The organism is Pseudovibrio sp. W74 (assembly GCF_001623085.1).
Classification (GTDB): domain Bacteria; phylum Pseudomonadota; class Alphaproteobacteria; order Rhizobiales; family Stappiaceae; genus Pseudovibrio.
This window is the reverse complement of the sequence record NZ_LMCJ01000021.1, coordinates 104,296-118,992: the sequence shown is the minus strand read 5'-3', so window position 1 is coordinate 118,992 and position 14,697 is coordinate 104,296. Positions and strand designations below refer to the sequence as shown.

Here is a 14,697-nt window from a genome sequence, read left to right as displayed (position 1 = left end):
TGACCCTATGAAACTTCTTAGACTTGTTCCGGAGCAGACCAACTTCCGCTTTATGCATTGGCGGGTGTTGAGTTTTCCGTTTTCTGGAATTACGGCAGTTCTTTCCGTTGTGCTGTTCCTGACAATCGGCCTGAATTACGGCATCGATTTTAAGGGCGGAACACTGATTGAGCTGCAGTCCACAAGCGGTCCTGCGAACCTTTCTGAAATTCGCCGGACCCTTGGTGGTCTTGATCTGGGTGATGTGCAGGTGCAGGAATTCGGTAGTCCTACCGAAGTTCTGATCCGCATTGAATCTCAGGGCGAAGGTGAAAGCGCCCAGCAGCATGTGGTTGAGAGTGTCCGTGGTGCCTTTACCGATGGATATGAATTCCGCAGAACTGAAGTGGTTGGACCTCGTGTCTCCGGTGAGCTTGCTTATGCAGGAACGCTGGCGGTCGGGTCTGCCTTGCTGATGATCATGTTTTACATCTGGTTCCGCTTTGAATGGCAGTTCGCAGTTGGTGCGATCATCACCACCTTCAATGATATCCTGCTGACGGTTGGATTGTTTGCGGTGTTGCAGCTGGACTTTACGCTGTCCAGTATTGCGGCGGTGCTGACGATTATCGGTTACTCGCTCAACGATACGGTGGTTGTTTATGACCGTATTCGTGAGAACCTGCGTCGTTACAAGCGTCTTTCTCTGGAAGAGCTGCTTGATAAGTCCATCAACGAGACCTTGTCCCGTACAACAATGACATCCGTGACCACTTTGCTCGCGCTGTTTGCATTGTACTTCCTGGGCGGTGAAGTGATCCAGTCCTTCGTGCTGGCGATGATCTTCGGTATCGTGATCGGGACTTACTCTTCTATCTTCCTTGCCTCTCCGTTGCTGATGCTCATGAAGCTTCGCACCAGCGTGTTTGACAAGAAAGACGACGAAACATCTCCTGCAAAATCTGCTTAACCAGCGGAAACAGCTAGTGTTTTAGATGGGGCTGACCACAGTTGTGGTCAGCCCCATTTTCTATTGGACATTCTTTCGCGTGTAATTAAACAGAGGCTATCAATTTGCGCGTATACTGGGCGAAAATAGCCATTGGAGGACACTATGGGAAAACGTGGAGAGCCTTTGGAAGTGCGGGATGCGCATTATCCAAGCATGGTTCAAATCGACGCCTACGGAAATGGCGGCTTTCGATTTGCCGATATGTCTCATCGTGGATCGCTGATGTGTGTGCCGTCTGGCGTTTATGGTTGGGCGCCAACCAGCTTTGATGAAGTTACGGATGAAGCACTGGCGCAAATCCTTGCAGAATCTGACGACATTGAAGTGTTGTTGATTGGTGCTGGTGACGAGCTGAAGCCATTTCCAGAGTCTCGTAAGGGGCCGTTTCGTGAGAAGGGCATTATGGTCGATAGCATGTCCACAGGTGCTGCTGTGCGCACATACAATGTGCTTCTTGGTGAAGACCGCGCTGTGGCAGCCGTGTTTATTGCAGTTGAAGACGTTTAAAAAGAAGCGTGGAACCCAGCTATGAGCCAGGCCTATGACCACTGTAATGATTTCGTAAAACGCTTCTCCTACGAGCGTTACCTGAGCACATTGTATGCTCCGATTATTGCGCGTCCGAGTTTGATTGCCCTTTACGCCTTTGCCTGTGAGATTGCGCGTATCCGAGAGTTGGTCAATGAGCCGATGCCCGGAGAAATTCGCCTGCAATGGTGGCATGATGCGCTGAGTGGAACTGATCATGGCGATGTGATGCACAACCCGGTTGCGCAGGCGATCATTGAGACGATTGAGCATCATAAATTGCCAAGAGAGCCGTTCCTCAACCTGATTTCTGCGCGCCGGTTTGACCTTTATTCCGATCCAATGCCAACCATCAATGATCTGGAGGGGTATTGCGGGGAGACCAACTCTACAGTGGTTTTGCTGGCCTCTATGATATTGAGCGGAAAACCTGCTGATCGCCAGCTTTCTGACGCCAGCGGGCATGGTGGTGTGGCGTATGCGCTCTCTGGCTTGATGCAGACGCTTGCGTGGCAGGCCTCGCGGCACCAGCAGTTCCTTCCCAAAGATGTGATGGAACGACACGGTGTGGATGCGAATGCCTTGCGAGGGAACCGTTCAAATGATGCTGTCTGGGCGGCTTTTGAAGAAATGGTGGAGCTGAGCAAAAAGCATCTCGATGATTGTGAGAGTGCACTGGAAGGGATTGACCCGTCTGTGCTGCCTGCGTTTTTGCCCGTGTTTCAGGTGGAACTGTTCTTCAATGAGGCGGACAAAGATAGTTTTGAGCCGCTGCAGGTTTGCGGTGGGGCTCCGCATATGCGCCGTGTCTGGCATATGTGGCGGACATCTCGCCGCCTTACCAAACTCTCGCGGAAATAGAAAAAGGCCGGAATTTCCGGCCTTTCTGTCTCTAATTGTATGTTGCGTGCGTGTTAGACGTTCGCGACCCATGCTTTAAAGTCATCCAGACCACGTTTGGCCATAACCTGTTTTTTAAGGCGGGTCTTTTCTTTCCCGCGCAGGCGCTTGCCTTCCGGATGCTTCGGCATCTCGTCCAGAGGAGGCAAGAGGCCGAAGTTGATGTTCATTGGCTGGAAGGAACGTGGGCCGGAGCCATCTTCGCGATCGATGTGACCACCCGTGATATGGTTGACGATTGCACCGCATGCAGTTGTGACTGGCGGAGGTGCGATGTCGGTTCCAAGTGCCTGATGAGCTGCAAACAGACCTGTCAAACATCCAACAGCGGTGGATTCCACATAACCTTCACAGCCGGTGATCTGACCTGCGAAACGCACGTGTGGCAGAGCTTTGAGCCGCATTTGATCATCGAGAAGACGCGGTGAATTGAGGAAGGTGTTGCGGTGCAGGCCACCGAGGCGGGCAAACTGAGCTTCTTCCAGACCCGGGATCATGCGGAGAATTTCTGCCTGTGCGCCGTACTTCAGTTTGGTCTGAAAACCAACCATGTTGTAAAGCGTGCCAAGGGCATTGTCCTGACGCAGCTGCACCACAGCGTAGGCCTTGATGTCTGGCTGATGGGCATTGGTTAGGCCCATTGGTTTCATTGGGCCGTGGCGCAGAGTTTCGCGGCCACGTTCTGCCATCACTTCAATTGGCAGGCAGCCATCAAAGTAAGGCGTGTTTTCTTCCCATTCCTTAAAAGAGGTCTTTTCGCCGCCAATCAGTGCATCGATAAAGGCTTCGTATTGCTCTTTATCCATTGGGCAGTTGATGTAATCTTTACCTGTACCGCCCGGGCCGACTTTGTCGTAGCGAGACTGAAACCATGCCTTGTTCATATTGATGGATTCAGTGTGGATGATCGGTGCAATCGCATCAAAAAAGGCGAGGGAGTCTTCGCCGGTCGCTTGTAGGATCTGCTCTGAAAGAGCTGGAGATGTGAGCGGGCCGGTTGCAAGAATGACCTGACCGCTTTCTGCGGATGGGATCTCAGTCACTTCTTCGCGGAGGATCTCTACGTTCTCGTGGCCTTCCAACGCGGCCTGCACAGCTTGGGAAAATCCATCGCGGTCCACGGCCAGTGCGCCGCCAGCAGGCACTTTGTTGGCATCTGCGCATCTCATGATCAGGGAGCCAGCGGCACGCAGCTCAGCATGAAGTAGGCCAACAGCATTGTTTTCGGCATCGTCAGAACGGAATGAGTTGGAGCACACCAGTTCTGCAAGGCCATCTGTTTTGTGTGCATCGGTCTCACGTGTTGGGCGCATTTCGTGCAGAACGACCTTCAGGCCTTTTTCTGCGATCTGCCATGCTGCTTCGGAGCCTGCCAGGCCGCCGCCAACCACGTGTATGGGCTGCTTCGTCATTTCCTATCCAATCGACTGGGCTTCTGTTGCGCCAAAGCGTCTGATGAAGCCTAAGTGTTTATCGCTTGCGAATTGCTTAGCCTCTGAACTTGCTCAGTTCAATCATTTAGGCCATCAATCTTCCATGGTTGTGCAAAGTGATTCACAAAAACACATGTATTTTTCAAATAAGAAACTGAAGAAAATTTCTCAGGCCTTCGTGATTGCAGTTGGCGCAATTGGGCTAACTGCGTGCATGAGCCAAATTAATAGAAAGCCAAGTACCTGGTATACTCAGATGGGTGGCATCGAAAACAAAGGTGACACACTTTACATCTGTCATGGTTTCGGCTGCGAATATCGCACGACTGTGACGTTTAGCCAGAAAGACAAACAGCGATTACGCACGATTTTGAAGCGAGGGCATCGAAGCCCTGAAGCTGAGCGTGCCGCAATTTCCAAAGCGGTGCAGTGGCAAGAAAAGCGTGTTGGACCTGTGGTTGGGTCATCCAATGATATTGGTGGGTTGGATATGGGTAATGGCAACGTTAAAGGGCAGATGGACTGCATTGACGAGGCGACCAATACAACAAGCCTGCTGGTTTATGCGGGTTCTCAGGGGTGGCTTAAATACCACCGTGCGGCGCGGCCTGCCTCTCGCGGTTTCTTCCTGGATGGCAAATATCCGCATGCTTCAGCTGTTGTGGTGGATACGACCACAGAGGTTCCATGGGTGGTAGACAGCTGGCGCCTAAGTAATGGCAAGCCGCCGGATATTCTGCACATGACTGAGTGGCTGACTATGACTAGCGCTGATTTGGAAAACCCACCAGGCGGGTGAGCTGGTGATGAGAGTTGCGCAGTGATGTGCGTAAAGCTGTGATGATTTGGAGAGCGTATCAGCGAGGCTGGTGCGCTTTTCTTTTGTGTGATTGCTTTACTGAGGACGATGGGTAGTTTTGAGGAAAATAGGCCCTTAAAACAGCTAACGCCCGTCGATGGGAGGAACGACGGGCGAAGCTAGTAAACAGAGAACTGGGAGGAAATCTCTGTTTAGAACCATCAAGCAGCTTGGGAGGAGGTGCTGCCTGAGGATTGTATGTTAGGCTGCCGAGGTTTAATTGGGAGGAGTTCCTCAGCGGCCTTGAGTTGGTTTATACAAAAGACTTTCCAATTGTGCATCACATCATTTCGCATGTCCGATATGCAAAAAATGCATAGCATTATGGCAAATGATGGCGCTACCATTCTTCAAAACGACATAAATGCCAAAATTAACGATTGTGCAGTGCGGTAGTTTTGTGATTTGGGGTACAAATCTGCATACCTGAGGGGCCGGGAGTGCTGTTTTTAGGCAGTTGGCGCTGAAAACTTAATCATATGTCAATGTGTCGCCGGCTTTGGGTGGGGTTTGCAGTGGATCGGCGCCAGTTGGTATTTTGTGTTGTTTTCGCGGAAAGAGACTGTTGGGGGCGGTGATTTTTGCAAAAAAAAAGACCGGGACAGTGCCCGGCCATTTGGTTTTTATTCTGCTGCGTCCAGCTTGCTGGCGCTTCGCCTTTCAAACAATTCCTTGAGGAAGTGTCCCGTATAGCTCTCTGGTACCTCTGCCACATCCTGTGGACGGCCGGTTGCAACGATGGTTCCGCCGCCGTCGCCCCCTTCAGGGCCAAGGTCAAGGATCCAATCTGCAGTTCTGATCACTTCCAGATTGTGTTCGATCACGAGAACTGTGTTGCCCTGATCGACCAGCTCATGAAGGACATCGAGCAGCTTGGCGACATCGTGGAAATGGAGACCGGTTGTTGGTTCGTCCAGAATATAGAGCGTACGGCCAGTTGAGCGTTTGGAAAGTTCTTTTGCCAGTTTCACACGTTGTGCTTCACCGCCGGACAAGGTGGTGGCCTGCTGACCGACCTTGATGTAGCCGAGGCCCACGCGGGCGAGGGTTTCCATTTTGTCGCGGATGGATGGCACGGCAGAGAAGAAGCTTGCTGCTTCTTCAACGGTCATGTCCAATACATCTGCAATGGATTTGCCCTTGAACTGAACTTCCAGTGTCTCGCGATTGTAGCGCTTGCCCTTACACACATCACAGGTGACATATACATCTGGCAGGAAGTGCATCTCGATCTTGATAACACCGTCACCCTGACAGGCTTCGCAGCGTCCGCCTTTTACGTTGAAGGAGAAGCGACCCGGAGCGTAGCCGCGTGTTTTCGCTTCCGGCATGCCTGCAAACCACTCCCGGATTGGAGTGAAGGCGCCTGTGTAGGTTGCCGGGTTGGAACGCGGCGTTCTGCCAATTGGGGACTGATCAATGTCGATGACTTTGTCCAGACGCTCCAGACCTTCAATCCGGTCATGCGGAGCGGGATTGTCGCGTGCGCCATTGAGGCGGCGAGCGGTTGCCTTGTAGATGGTATCGATGAGGAATGTAGATTTACCGCCACCAGATACACCCGTCACACAAGTGAATGTGCCAAGCGGGATGGTTGCATTCACGTCTTTGAGGTTGTTGCCGCGTGCGCCGAACACCTTGATCTGACGGTTCTTGTCAATCTTGCGTGGCTCATCTGGTTGCGGGATGCTCATTTTGCCGGAAAGGTACTTGCCGGTGAGGGAGGCCGGATTGGCCATCACTTCATCTGGAGTGCCTTTGGCAACTACTTGTCCGCCATGGATACCTGCGCCCGGACCCACATCTACCACGTAATCCGCGGTGAGGACGGCATCTTCGTCGTGTTCTACCACGATAACGGTGTTGCCCAAGTTACGCAGGTGTTTCAAGGTTTCCAGAAGGCGGGCATTGTCGCGCTGATGCAGGCCGATTGATGGCTCATCCAGAACATAAAGAACACCGGTCAGGCCGGAACCGATCTGGGAGGCCAGGCGAATACGTTGGCTCTCACCACCAGACAAGGTTCCGGAAGAGCGGTCCATGGAAAGGTATTCCAGACCAACATCGTTGAGGAACTTCAAGCGCTCACGGATTTCCTTGAGGATGCGATATGCGATTTCGTTTTGTTTATCGGAGAGCTTTTCATCAATGCTGGAGAACCAGTCATGTGCGGTTTTGATGGAAAGGGCTGTGATCTCGCCTATATGGCGATCTGCTATTTTGACGCAAAGAGCCTCAGGCTTGAGGCGGTAGCCTTTACAAGCATCGCAAGCATGGTCGGATTGGTAGCGTGAGAGCTCATCGCGCACCATCTGAGAATCTGTTTCACGCCAGCGCCGCTCGATGTTGCCGACAACGCCTTCGAATGGCTTTTCGGTTTTGTAAGAGCGGGTGCCGTCATCATAAACAAACTGCACTTTTGTGTTGCCGGTTCCGAATAGCACCGCATTGCGGAAGTCTTCCGGAAGGTCTTTCCAGGCTTTGGTCATTGGCTGCTTATGATGCTTGGCCAATGCTTCCAGTGTTTGCGTGTAATAAGGAGAGGTTGAGCCGGTTTTTGACCATGGCAGGATCGCGCCGCCTCGAAGGGACAGGGTTTGGTCCGGTACAACGAGTTCGGCTTCAAACGCCAGTTTTGTGCCGAGACCATCGCAAGTCGGGCATGCGCCAAACGGGTTGTTGAACGAGAACAGACGCGGTTCAATCTCCGGGATGGTGAAGCCGGACACCGGGCAAGCGAACTTTTCAGAGAAAATGAGCTGCTTTGCTTTGCCTTTTTCATCCTGCTGATCTGCAAACTCAACGGTAGCGAGGCCTTCGGCCAGCTCCAGTGCGGTTTCTAGAGAATCTGCCAGGCGGCCAGCCATGTCTTCGCGCACAACGATACGGTCAACAACGACATCAATATCGTGTTTGAACTTCTTATCCAGAGTGGGCGCATCGGCGATTTCATAATACTCGCCGTCAACTTTTACGCGCTGGAAGCCCTTTTTCATGAGCTCAGCGAGTTCTTTTCTATACTCGCCTTTGCGGCCACGCACGATTGGGGCCAGCAGGTAAAGGCGGGTTCCTTCTTCCAATGTCAGAATTCGGTCTACCATTTGGGAGACGGTTTGACTTTCAATTGGAAGGCCCGTTGCCGGTGAGTATGGAATGCCTACGCGCGCGAATAGAAGGCGCATATAGTCATAAATTTCTGTGACTGTGCCGACTGTGGAGCGTGGGTTTTTTGAGGTAGTCTTCTGCTCAATGGAGATTGCAGGTGACAGGCCGTCGATCTGATCTACGTCCGGTTTCTGCATCATTTCAAGGAACTGGCGGGCGTAAGCGCTCAGGCTTTCAACGTAGCGGCGCTGCCCTTCAGCGTAAATCGTATCGAAGGCAAGAGAAGATTTGCCCGAGCCGGACAGGCCAGTCATGACGATCAGACTGTCTCGTGGAAGATCCAGGTCCACATTCTTCAAGTTATGTTCGCGAGCGCCACGTACAGTGATCTGCTTCATAAGGTCTGCGCGCGCGGGAGTATTTTGTGTGTCATGTGTTGGCGACTTCGCCATGGAACTGTCCTTTATCACGGATACCGAGTTCGCATATAAAAAGCAAAACAGGTCTGGGCGCGATCCTCAAAATGCAGGAGAATGAGCGCTGGAAATCAGGTGGAACATAAACGGAACAATTTTAAGGAGCAAGCCTTTTTGAGTTTGCTCTCGTAAATTTGTCTTTTAGAAAAATTGAGAGTTGAACTTGGCAGTTTTGCAAGGCATTGTATCGGAACAAAAATAGAACGAGCAGAGAGCCTTGCTTGCGGGCGCCTGATATTCCGACTGAAAGCCTAGGAAATGTGGACAACCACCGCGGGTTTGAGAAAGTCTGTTTGAATTGTAGAGCGCGGAGCATAGGTTACTTGCCAACTTAACTCGCTTAAACTTTGGGTGGGTTCAGACTTAGGAGTAATTCAATGGCCGGTAGCGTCAATAAAGTCATTTTGGTTGGAAATTTGGGCGCAGATCCGGAAATTCGCCGTACGCAGGACGGTCGTCCGATCGTCAACTTGCGTATCGCTACTTCGGAGAGCTGGCGTGACCGTAATAGCGGCGAGCGCCGTGAGCGGACCGAATGGCACCGTGTTGTTGTGTTTAATGAAGGTCTAGCAAAGGTTGCCGAGCAATTCCTGCGCAAAGGCTCCAAGGTTTACATCGAAGGTCAGTTGCAAACTCGCAAATGGCAGGACCAGAGCGGCCAGGATAAATACTCCACCGAGATCGTTTTGCAGGGCTTCAACTCTACGCTGACTATGCTTGATGGTCGCGGCGAAGGCGGTGGTGCAGGCGGCCAGGGTGGCCAGTCCGGTGGCTTCGGCGGCAGCGGCGGCGGTGGCGGCGGATACGATCAGGGCGGTGGCTTTGGTGGTGGCGGCTCCAGCAATCAGGGCGGCGGCTTCGGCGGTGGCAGCGGAGGTGGTCAAGCACCATCTGGCGGCTTCGGCGGCGGAATGGACGACGAAATTCCGTTCTAAGCCAAGCATGCAATTCAAGATGGCCCGGAGTGAGCGCAGGTTCACTGCCGGGCTTTTTTGTGTTCCGGTGTGAGGTCTTGCTCAGAGAGTGACGTGGGTAAAAGTCTTATCTTTCGACTTTACTTGGGCTTAAGTGGACTGGTCGCGGCTATGAGGATTGGGGAGCTCGTTCGCAGAGATGTGTCGTCAGTACTTGCTCTCAAAATAATAGAGAAACAACGCATGAAGATGCGATGTTAGCAAAACAAATAAATTTAAGGAGAGAATTGGTACGCCCAAGGGGAATCGAACCCCTGTTTCCGCCGTGAAAGGGCGGCGTCCTAACCGCTAGACGATGGGCGCACTCTACAGCATTTGCGCAATTTGGCGCGCTGTGAGGAGGCTTATAAGTTTTCAGTAGGATATTGTCTAGTGCTTAAAATTTTATAATTCAAACAATCCACAAATATGGATTTAGTCTATTCTTTTCTTAATTATTGTTAGATTTCAGCGCCTCACTCGAAATTGAGGCGCTGAAATGCTTGTGCTGAAATTACCAGCTGCCGGTGTTGCCCATGGAAAGCCATGGCTCAGCTGGTTCAAGGCTTCCACCTTTTTGCAAAAGCTCAATGGAAATTCCATCTGGAGAAACAATGAATGCCATACGGCCGTCGCGTGGTGGTCGGTTGATTGTGATCCCAGAGGCTTGAAGCTTTTCGCAGGTCTCATAGATATTGTCGACTTCATAGGCGAGGTGGCCGAAGTTGCGACCTCCGGCGTACTCTTCCGGATCCCAGTTGTATGTTAGCTCGAGTGCTGGTGCGGAAGATGCGCTGAAGCTTTCTTTGTCTTCAGGCGCAGCCAGGAAGACAAGCGTGAAGCGGCCAGCTTCGCTTTCGTGACGGCGAACTTCTTCCAGCCCAAAGATACTGCAATAAAACTTCAGGGATTCATCAAGATCTTTAACGCGGACCATGGTGTGTAGATAACGCATGTCGAACTCTTTCTTTTATGGGATTGGCTCTATGAAGTGGGAACCAGCAGAGGTTGAAGTTGGCCGAAGCTAGCGCGAAAAAAGCTAGGAGGGAAGGGTGCCTAGTATTTCTGAATTCTGAATATGCAAGGTATGCTTCGCAATAGTGTGTATCTGATGACAAGCGGAGACTTTGAAAGTAACGCGGGGATTCATGGGATAAAATCTTCAGTAGTGTTAGCTATACCCCCTCCAAACTTCAGGTAAATGGTGTTGATAGGACAACACTAACCAAATCAATGGGGGATCATTTAGCTCTTTGTTAATTTTTTACCTTTTTGCCGTCGGGCGTAATGATATTCTTTTTGTGGAATCAAGTGGTGTTCGGTTTTGATCGAGCGTTACATTTCAGATGCGGCAAATTTCGGGGCATTCATCATGGTGGTAAAAACGGCGCCTCAGTTAGGCTCTGTCGAGGACCTGGTTGACGATACAGCCTTAGATGTTCTTCAAGTGGCAGGAACAATCAAGTGGTTTGATATTGGTAAAGGCTATGGTTTTGTAGAGCCGGAAGACGATCTGCCTGACGTCTTGTTGCATGTTACATGCTTGCGCAGAGACGGCTATCAGACGGCGTATGAAGGCGCGCGTGTTGTTTGCGAGGTTCTTAATCGTCCGCGCGGATTGCAGGCTATGCGCATTCTTTCCATGGATGAGAGTTATGCGGTTCATCCTTCTCAGCTGCCACCTTCTCGGACGCACGTGCAGGTGACGCCAGAGGGTAGCTTTATCGACGCGGAAGTAAAGTGGTTTAACCGGGTCAAGGGCTTTGGCTTCCTGACGCGCGGCGAAGGCACGGAAGATATCTTCATTCATATGGAAACGCTACGTCGTTTCGGTATTACTGAGTTGCGGCCTGGTCAAAAGGTGCAGGTGCGCTTTGGTGATGGGCCGAAAGGCAAGATGGCTGCGGAAGTTCGGCCTGTCGGGAGTGGTACTCACATTCCGGCATCTCACTGACGAGAGGCTGATCGTTTTCAGATCACATTCCTGAGATTTGCTAGTTTTAAGCCCTTGGTGACTTGCCAAGGGTTTTTCTTTGGCTCAAAGCTAAAGAAAACGAGGTTTAGGGCTATATGACGGTTCTTCGAATTGCATTCATTTTTATTTTGCTAGGTATGACATCGACGGTCGCTGCAGGTATGAGAACTGAAATTCTTGAAGTGCGTAGTGCCAATGGAACGCATGAGTTCCAAGTTGAGGTCGCTGAAACGCCTGATGATAGAGCTCAAGGCTTGATGGGCCGAACGGATCTGACAGCTGATCAGGGGATGCTGTTCATTTTCCCGCAGTCGGGTCTTCAGTACTTCTGGATGAAGAATACGCCGACTTCGCTCGATATCATTTTCATCGGGTCTGATTATAAAATTAAAAGCATTGCTGCGAATACAGTGCCGTACTCGAAAGAGATTATTCCTTCCGGTTTGCCTGCTCAATATGTTTTAGAGGTGGTGGCTGGGCGCGCGGCTGAATTGGGTATTCAGCCCGGAGATCGCGTTATCCGTATCCCATAGATGAAGCGTTTAGTGCTTCGCAGAAAAGTGTGCCGACTGAGGAGTTCAGCCGGCGCAATAACGGTTAAAGGCTGTTTTTGAATTGGAGCTTTTTCTCCCAATCCAGCGCATGTTTTACGATTGTTGGCAGGTCATCAAAGCGTGGCTTCCATTCCAGATTGCTCATGATTCTGGAGTTGTCTGCGACAACTTTTGGAGAGTCGCCAGCACGGCGCGGCTCTTTTTTCACCTCAAAATTAACGTCTGATACGGCTTTCACAGCGTTGATGACCTGAAGGACTGAGTAGCCGTCACCGTAGCCTGCGTTCATGATAATGCTATCTCCGCCATCGCGCAGGCGTTTTAGGGCGAGGTAATGTGCGCTTGCAAGGTCGGAAACGTGGATGTAATCGCGCACTCCAGTCCCATCTGGTGTGTCGAAATCATCGCCAAAAATGCCGAGATGGGTGCGCTTACCGAGGGCAGCTTCGCAGGCCACTTTGATCAGATGTGTCGCATTCTTGGTGGACTGGCCAGTGCGACCTTCCGGATCAGCGCCTGCCACATTAAAATAGCGTAGAGCCGTGTATTTGAACTCGTGGGCGGCGGCCGTGTCGCGCAACATAAGTTCTGTCATTAACTTTGAAGTGCCGTAGGGGCTTAAGGGATTTAAGGGGGTGTCTTCAGAAACTGGAATAACTTCTGGATCACCATAAACTGCTGCGGTTGATGAGAAGATGAAATGCTTGATGCCATTCTTCACACAGGCTTCAATTAATGTGCGTGAAGCTGCTGTGTTATTCTCATAATATTTCAGTGGGTTAGAGACGGATTCTGGGACGATAATTGAGCCCGCGAAGTGAATGACCGCACAGATGTCGTGGTTGCGGAAGATTGTCTGGAGCAGATCAAGGTCTGTGATTTCGCCTTCGTAAAGCTTGGTGCTCTGCGGGATGGCCCAATCGAAGCCCGTGGACAGATTGTCTATGACGACAAAATCCTCTCTCGCGTCGTGAAGACACCACGTCATGTGGCTTCCAATATATCCGCAGCCGCCTGTTACAAGTATGGTCATTGTCTGCTCCAAAATTCTTAGTATGTAAGCTTCTTAAGGGTCTAATCTGTGTGTCACTAGGCGGATAAACTACTCGCCCTCAAGAATCTGATGATCGCGTGCAGCCTGAACTTCAAGGAATACGCGTCCGATCAATGGTTGTGCCCGTTTGATAGTGTCTTCCAGTGAGAAGATGACTTCTTCAACTGCGCCTGCTGTCAGAGCGTCTTCGAAATCCAGCGAGGCTGCGAGAAGGACGTCATTTGGGCCCAGGTGCAGGGTGCGGATTTCATTCACGCCTTTGACGGCTGCGGGTGCTTGTAGAATTTCTCGTACGGAAGCAACAAGTTCGTCAGAAGCGCTTTCGCCGATGAGGAGGCCTTTGGTTTCCAGTGCCAGTACAAAAGCTGTGCCTGCGAGGATGAGGCCAATTAAGACAGAGGCTGCTCCGTCCAGCCATGCAATGCCCAAAGCTTGAGCGCCGTAGATGCCGGCAAATGCTACGAGCAGGCCAAGCATTGCGGCTGTATCTTCGAAAAGTACAGTGAAAACTGTTGGGTCTTTGCTGTCGCGCACAGCGGCAAGGAAAGGGCGCTTGCCTTTGGTTTTTTTGAACTCTTTGTAGGCGACCATCCAGGCCCAGCCTTCAAAAATGATTGCGAGTCCAAGGACGATGTAAGCGATCAGGGCAGATTCAATCGGGTGAGGATTGAGAATTTTCTGAATGCCTTCGTAGAGCGAAATCCCTGCACCAACGGCGAAAATCATGATGGCGACGACAAATGCCCAGAAGTAAATTTCTGAGCCGTATCCGAACGGGTGTTTTTCATCTGCAGGTTTTTCAGCGCGCTTCATGCCAAGCAGCAGCAGGCCCTGGTTTCCTGTATCAACGAGCGAGTGAATGCCTTCGGACAGCATTGCGGCAGACCCGGTATAGGCTGCGGCAGCAAATTTGGTGATTGAAATGAGTGTGTTGCCAGCAAGGGCGGCGAAAATCACTTTTTTTGAGCCGTGGGCAGCCATTCGAATCCTCCGTGAAATACAAGGGTGACTTTACGAAGGGGATTTGGGACTGCAAGCTTTAACTCATTTGGGGAGAAGAGCGCCCACAAGAGGTATGGGCGCTCACCTGAATTATGAATGCATCTCGATTAACGAGAAGATGCCGTCTGCAACGAACTGAACGGACAGCGCTGCGAGGATCACACCAAAAAGACGGGTGATGATGAGCTGAACTGTGGAACCGAGCAGTTTATCGATGCGTGCTGCCAGCAGAAACACGAAGAAGCTGAGTGCGAGCACAGACAGAAGGACTGCGATCAGGCTCATCTGGCCAGCAAAGCCTGGTGCCTGACCGGCGAGCAGGATGATTGCAGAGATAGTTGCCGGACCTGCAATGAGCGGAATAGCTAGCGGGAACACTGCTGTCTGAGACAGGTCTTCCTGTTCGACAACCTTTTCCGCACTTTCAGCTTTACGCTTCTGGCGATGTTCGAACACCATCTCAGTTGCAATGATGAAGAGCAGAAGGCCGCCTGCAACCTTAAATGCAGCCTGAGAGATGCCGAGAACTTCCAGAAGCTGGCGTCCGGCAAAGAAAAATGCCAGGAGCGTGATGCCAGAAATGACTATGGCCTTAATCGCGATCTGACGGCGCTCAACACTGCTTGCCCCGGCGGTTACGGCCAGAAAAATTGGTGCCAGACCAATCGGGTCGATGGTGACAAACAGCATGGCAAATGCATTGATGAGGAACTCAATGAGCATTGCGCTTTACCTTGTATGTGGTTTAGCCCATCTTTGGGCGCTTTTACCCGCATTTCTGCGGTTCTTGAGAGGGCGCTACCAGACAATGTTGTATTTGGCAAGAGTTTGATAGGATTTTGCACTGCCTGCGTATAGCTTAGTATT

General features: G+C 51.3%; 13 protein-coding genes and 1 tRNA gene. 7 read left to right on the top strand and 7 right to left on the bottom strand.

Going from position 1 to position 14,697, the window contains the following annotated elements; genetic code table 11:
- Positions 1-7 precede the first annotated feature (7 nt).
- The 3 genes from secF to PsW74_RS15130 all read left to right on the top strand — a co-directional run bounded on the left by secF (position 8) and on the right by PsW74_RS15130 (position 2,380).
- A complete protein-coding gene (secF, locus tag PsW74_RS29765; RefSeq protein ID WP_063288808.1) occupies positions 8-949 on the top strand; it encodes a protein translocase subunit SecF in 942 nt (313 codons plus the stop codon).
- Positions 950-1,093: 144 nt separating this feature from the next.
- Entirely contained in the window at positions 1,094-1,498 is a 405-nt protein-coding gene (locus PsW74_RS15135; RefSeq protein ID WP_057466261.1) for an Mth938-like domain-containing protein, read from the top strand.
- 21 nt (positions 1,499-1,519) lie between these two features.
- Positions 1,520-2,380: a phytoene/squalene synthase family protein gene (locus tag PsW74_RS15130; RefSeq protein ID WP_063288807.1), complete on the top strand. Its 861-nt coding sequence runs from the start codon at positions 1,520-1,522 to the stop codon at positions 2,378-2,380.
- Between the two features lie 53 nt (positions 2,381-2,433).
- Here PsW74_RS15130 and trmFO read toward each other — a convergent pair whose 3' ends face one another.
- Positions 2,434-3,831 carry a methylenetetrahydrofolate--tRNA-(uracil(54)-C(5))-methyltransferase (FADH(2)-oxidizing) TrmFO gene (gene trmFO / locus PsW74_RS15125; protein ID WP_082830585.1) on the bottom strand — a complete coding sequence of 466 codons (1,398 nt, stop codon included), beginning with the start codon at positions 3,829-3,831 and terminating at the stop codon, positions 2,434-2,436.
- 235 nt (positions 3,832-4,066) lie between these two features.
- Between trmFO and PsW74_RS15120 the strand changes: the two genes are divergently transcribed.
- Entirely contained in the window at positions 4,067-4,651 is a 585-nt protein-coding gene (locus PsW74_RS15120; RefSeq protein WP_208988002.1) for a hypothetical protein, read from the top strand.
- 683 nt (positions 4,652-5,334) lie between these two features.
- Here PsW74_RS15120 and uvrA read toward each other — a convergent pair.
- The gene (gene uvrA / locus PsW74_RS15110) at positions 5,335-8,268 is read right to left on the bottom strand and encodes an excinuclease ABC subunit UvrA (RefSeq protein WP_063288805.1); all 2,934 of its coding nucleotides are present in this window, start codon (positions 8,266-8,268) and stop codon (positions 5,335-5,337) included.
- Positions 8,269-8,669: 401 nt separating this feature from the next.
- Here uvrA and PsW74_RS15105 point away from each other — a divergent pair, with 401 nt between their 5' ends.
- Positions 8,670-9,227, top strand: coding sequence for a single-stranded DNA-binding protein (locus PsW74_RS15105; protein ID WP_063288804.1), 558 nt, complete (start codon positions 8,670-8,672; stop codon positions 9,225-9,227).
- Positions 9,228-9,494: 267 nt separating this feature from the next.
- Here PsW74_RS15105 and PsW74_RS15100 read toward each other — a convergent pair.
- Both PsW74_RS15100 and PsW74_RS15095 read right to left on the bottom strand, forming a co-directional pair.
- Positions 9,495-9,569 (bottom strand) — tRNA-Glu (locus tag PsW74_RS15100).
- 190 nt (positions 9,570-9,759) lie between these two features.
- Positions 9,760-10,200: a VOC family protein gene (locus PsW74_RS15095; protein WP_057466264.1), complete on the bottom strand. Its 441-nt coding sequence runs from the start codon at positions 10,198-10,200 to the stop codon at positions 9,760-9,762.
- 417 nt (positions 10,201-10,617) lie between these two features.
- Between PsW74_RS15095 and PsW74_RS15090 the strand changes: the two genes are divergently transcribed.
- Entirely contained in the window at positions 10,618-11,199 is a 582-nt protein-coding gene (locus PsW74_RS15090; protein WP_057466310.1) for a cold-shock protein, read from the top strand.
- Positions 11,200-11,315: 116 nt separating this feature from the next.
- On the top strand, positions 11,316-11,753 hold the full coding sequence (locus PsW74_RS15085; RefSeq protein WP_082830584.1) for a DUF192 domain-containing protein: 438 nt from the start codon (positions 11,316-11,318) through the stop codon (positions 11,751-11,753).
- A gap of 64 nt (positions 11,754-11,817) precedes the next feature.
- Here the strand turns inward: PsW74_RS15085 and galE are convergent, their stop codons facing one another.
- The 3 genes from galE to PsW74_RS15070 all read right to left on the bottom strand — a co-directional run bounded on the left by galE (position 11,818) and on the right by PsW74_RS15070 (position 14,553).
- Positions 11,818-12,807, bottom strand: a complete 990-nt coding sequence (galE, locus tag PsW74_RS15080; RefSeq protein WP_082830583.1) for a UDP-glucose 4-epimerase GalE — start codon at positions 12,805-12,807, stop codon at positions 11,818-11,820.
- A 69-nt stretch (positions 12,808-12,876) separates the two neighbouring features.
- The gene (locus PsW74_RS15075; protein ID WP_063288802.1) at positions 12,877-13,809 is read right to left on the bottom strand and encodes a cation diffusion facilitator family transporter; all 933 of its coding nucleotides are present in this window, start codon (positions 13,807-13,809) and stop codon (positions 12,877-12,879) included.
- Positions 13,810-13,920: 111 nt separating this feature from the next.
- Positions 13,921-14,553, bottom strand: coding sequence for a MarC family protein (locus PsW74_RS15070; protein WP_057466267.1), 633 nt, complete (start codon positions 14,551-14,553; stop codon positions 13,921-13,923).
- Positions 14,554-14,697 lie beyond the last annotated feature (144 nt).

What these genes read in the sequence shown, in the direction of transcription:
- PsW74_RS15075 (WP_063288802.1), bottom strand. Translation starts at nt 13,809, where the DNA reads ATGGCTGCCCACGGCTCAAAAAAAGTGATTTTCGCCGCCCTTGCTGGC.
- trmFO (WP_082830585.1), bottom strand. Translation starts at nt 3,831, where the DNA reads ATGACGAAGCAGCCCATACACGTGGTTGGCGGCGGCCTGGCAGGCTCC.
- PsW74_RS15135 (WP_057466261.1), top strand. Translation starts at nt 1,094, where the DNA reads ATGGGAAAACGTGGAGAGCCTTTGGAAGTGCGGGATGCGCATTATCCA.
- secF (WP_063288808.1), top strand. Translation starts at nt 8, where the DNA reads ATGAAACTTCTTAGACTTGTTCCGGAGCAGACCAACTTCCGCTTTATG.
- PsW74_RS15120 (WP_208988002.1), top strand. Translation starts at nt 4,067, where the DNA reads ATGAGCCAAATTAATAGAAAGCCAAGTACCTGGTATACTCAGATGGGT.
- PsW74_RS15070 (WP_057466267.1), bottom strand. Translation starts at nt 14,553, where the DNA reads ATGCTCATTGAGTTCCTCATCAATGCATTTGCCATGCTGTTTGTCACC.
- PsW74_RS15105 (WP_063288804.1), top strand. Translation starts at nt 8,670, where the DNA reads ATGGCCGGTAGCGTCAATAAAGTCATTTTGGTTGGAAATTTGGGCGCA.
- PsW74_RS15090 (WP_057466310.1), top strand. Translation starts at nt 10,618, where the DNA reads ATGGTGGTAAAAACGGCGCCTCAGTTAGGCTCTGTCGAGGACCTGGTT.
- PsW74_RS15085 (WP_082830584.1), top strand. Translation starts at nt 11,316, where the DNA reads ATGACGGTTCTTCGAATTGCATTCATTTTTATTTTGCTAGGTATGACA.
- uvrA (WP_063288805.1), bottom strand. Translation starts at nt 8,268, where the DNA reads ATGGCGAAGTCGCCAACACATGACACACAAAATACTCCCGCGCGCGCA.
- galE (WP_082830583.1), bottom strand. Translation starts at nt 12,807, where the DNA reads ATGACCATACTTGTAACAGGCGGCTGCGGATATATTGGAAGCCACATG.
- PsW74_RS15130 (WP_063288807.1), top strand. Translation starts at nt 1,520, where the DNA reads ATGAGCCAGGCCTATGACCACTGTAATGATTTCGTAAAACGCTTCTCC.
- PsW74_RS15095 (WP_057466264.1), bottom strand. Translation starts at nt 10,200, where the DNA reads ATGCGTTATCTACACACCATGGTCCGCGTTAAAGATCTTGATGAATCC.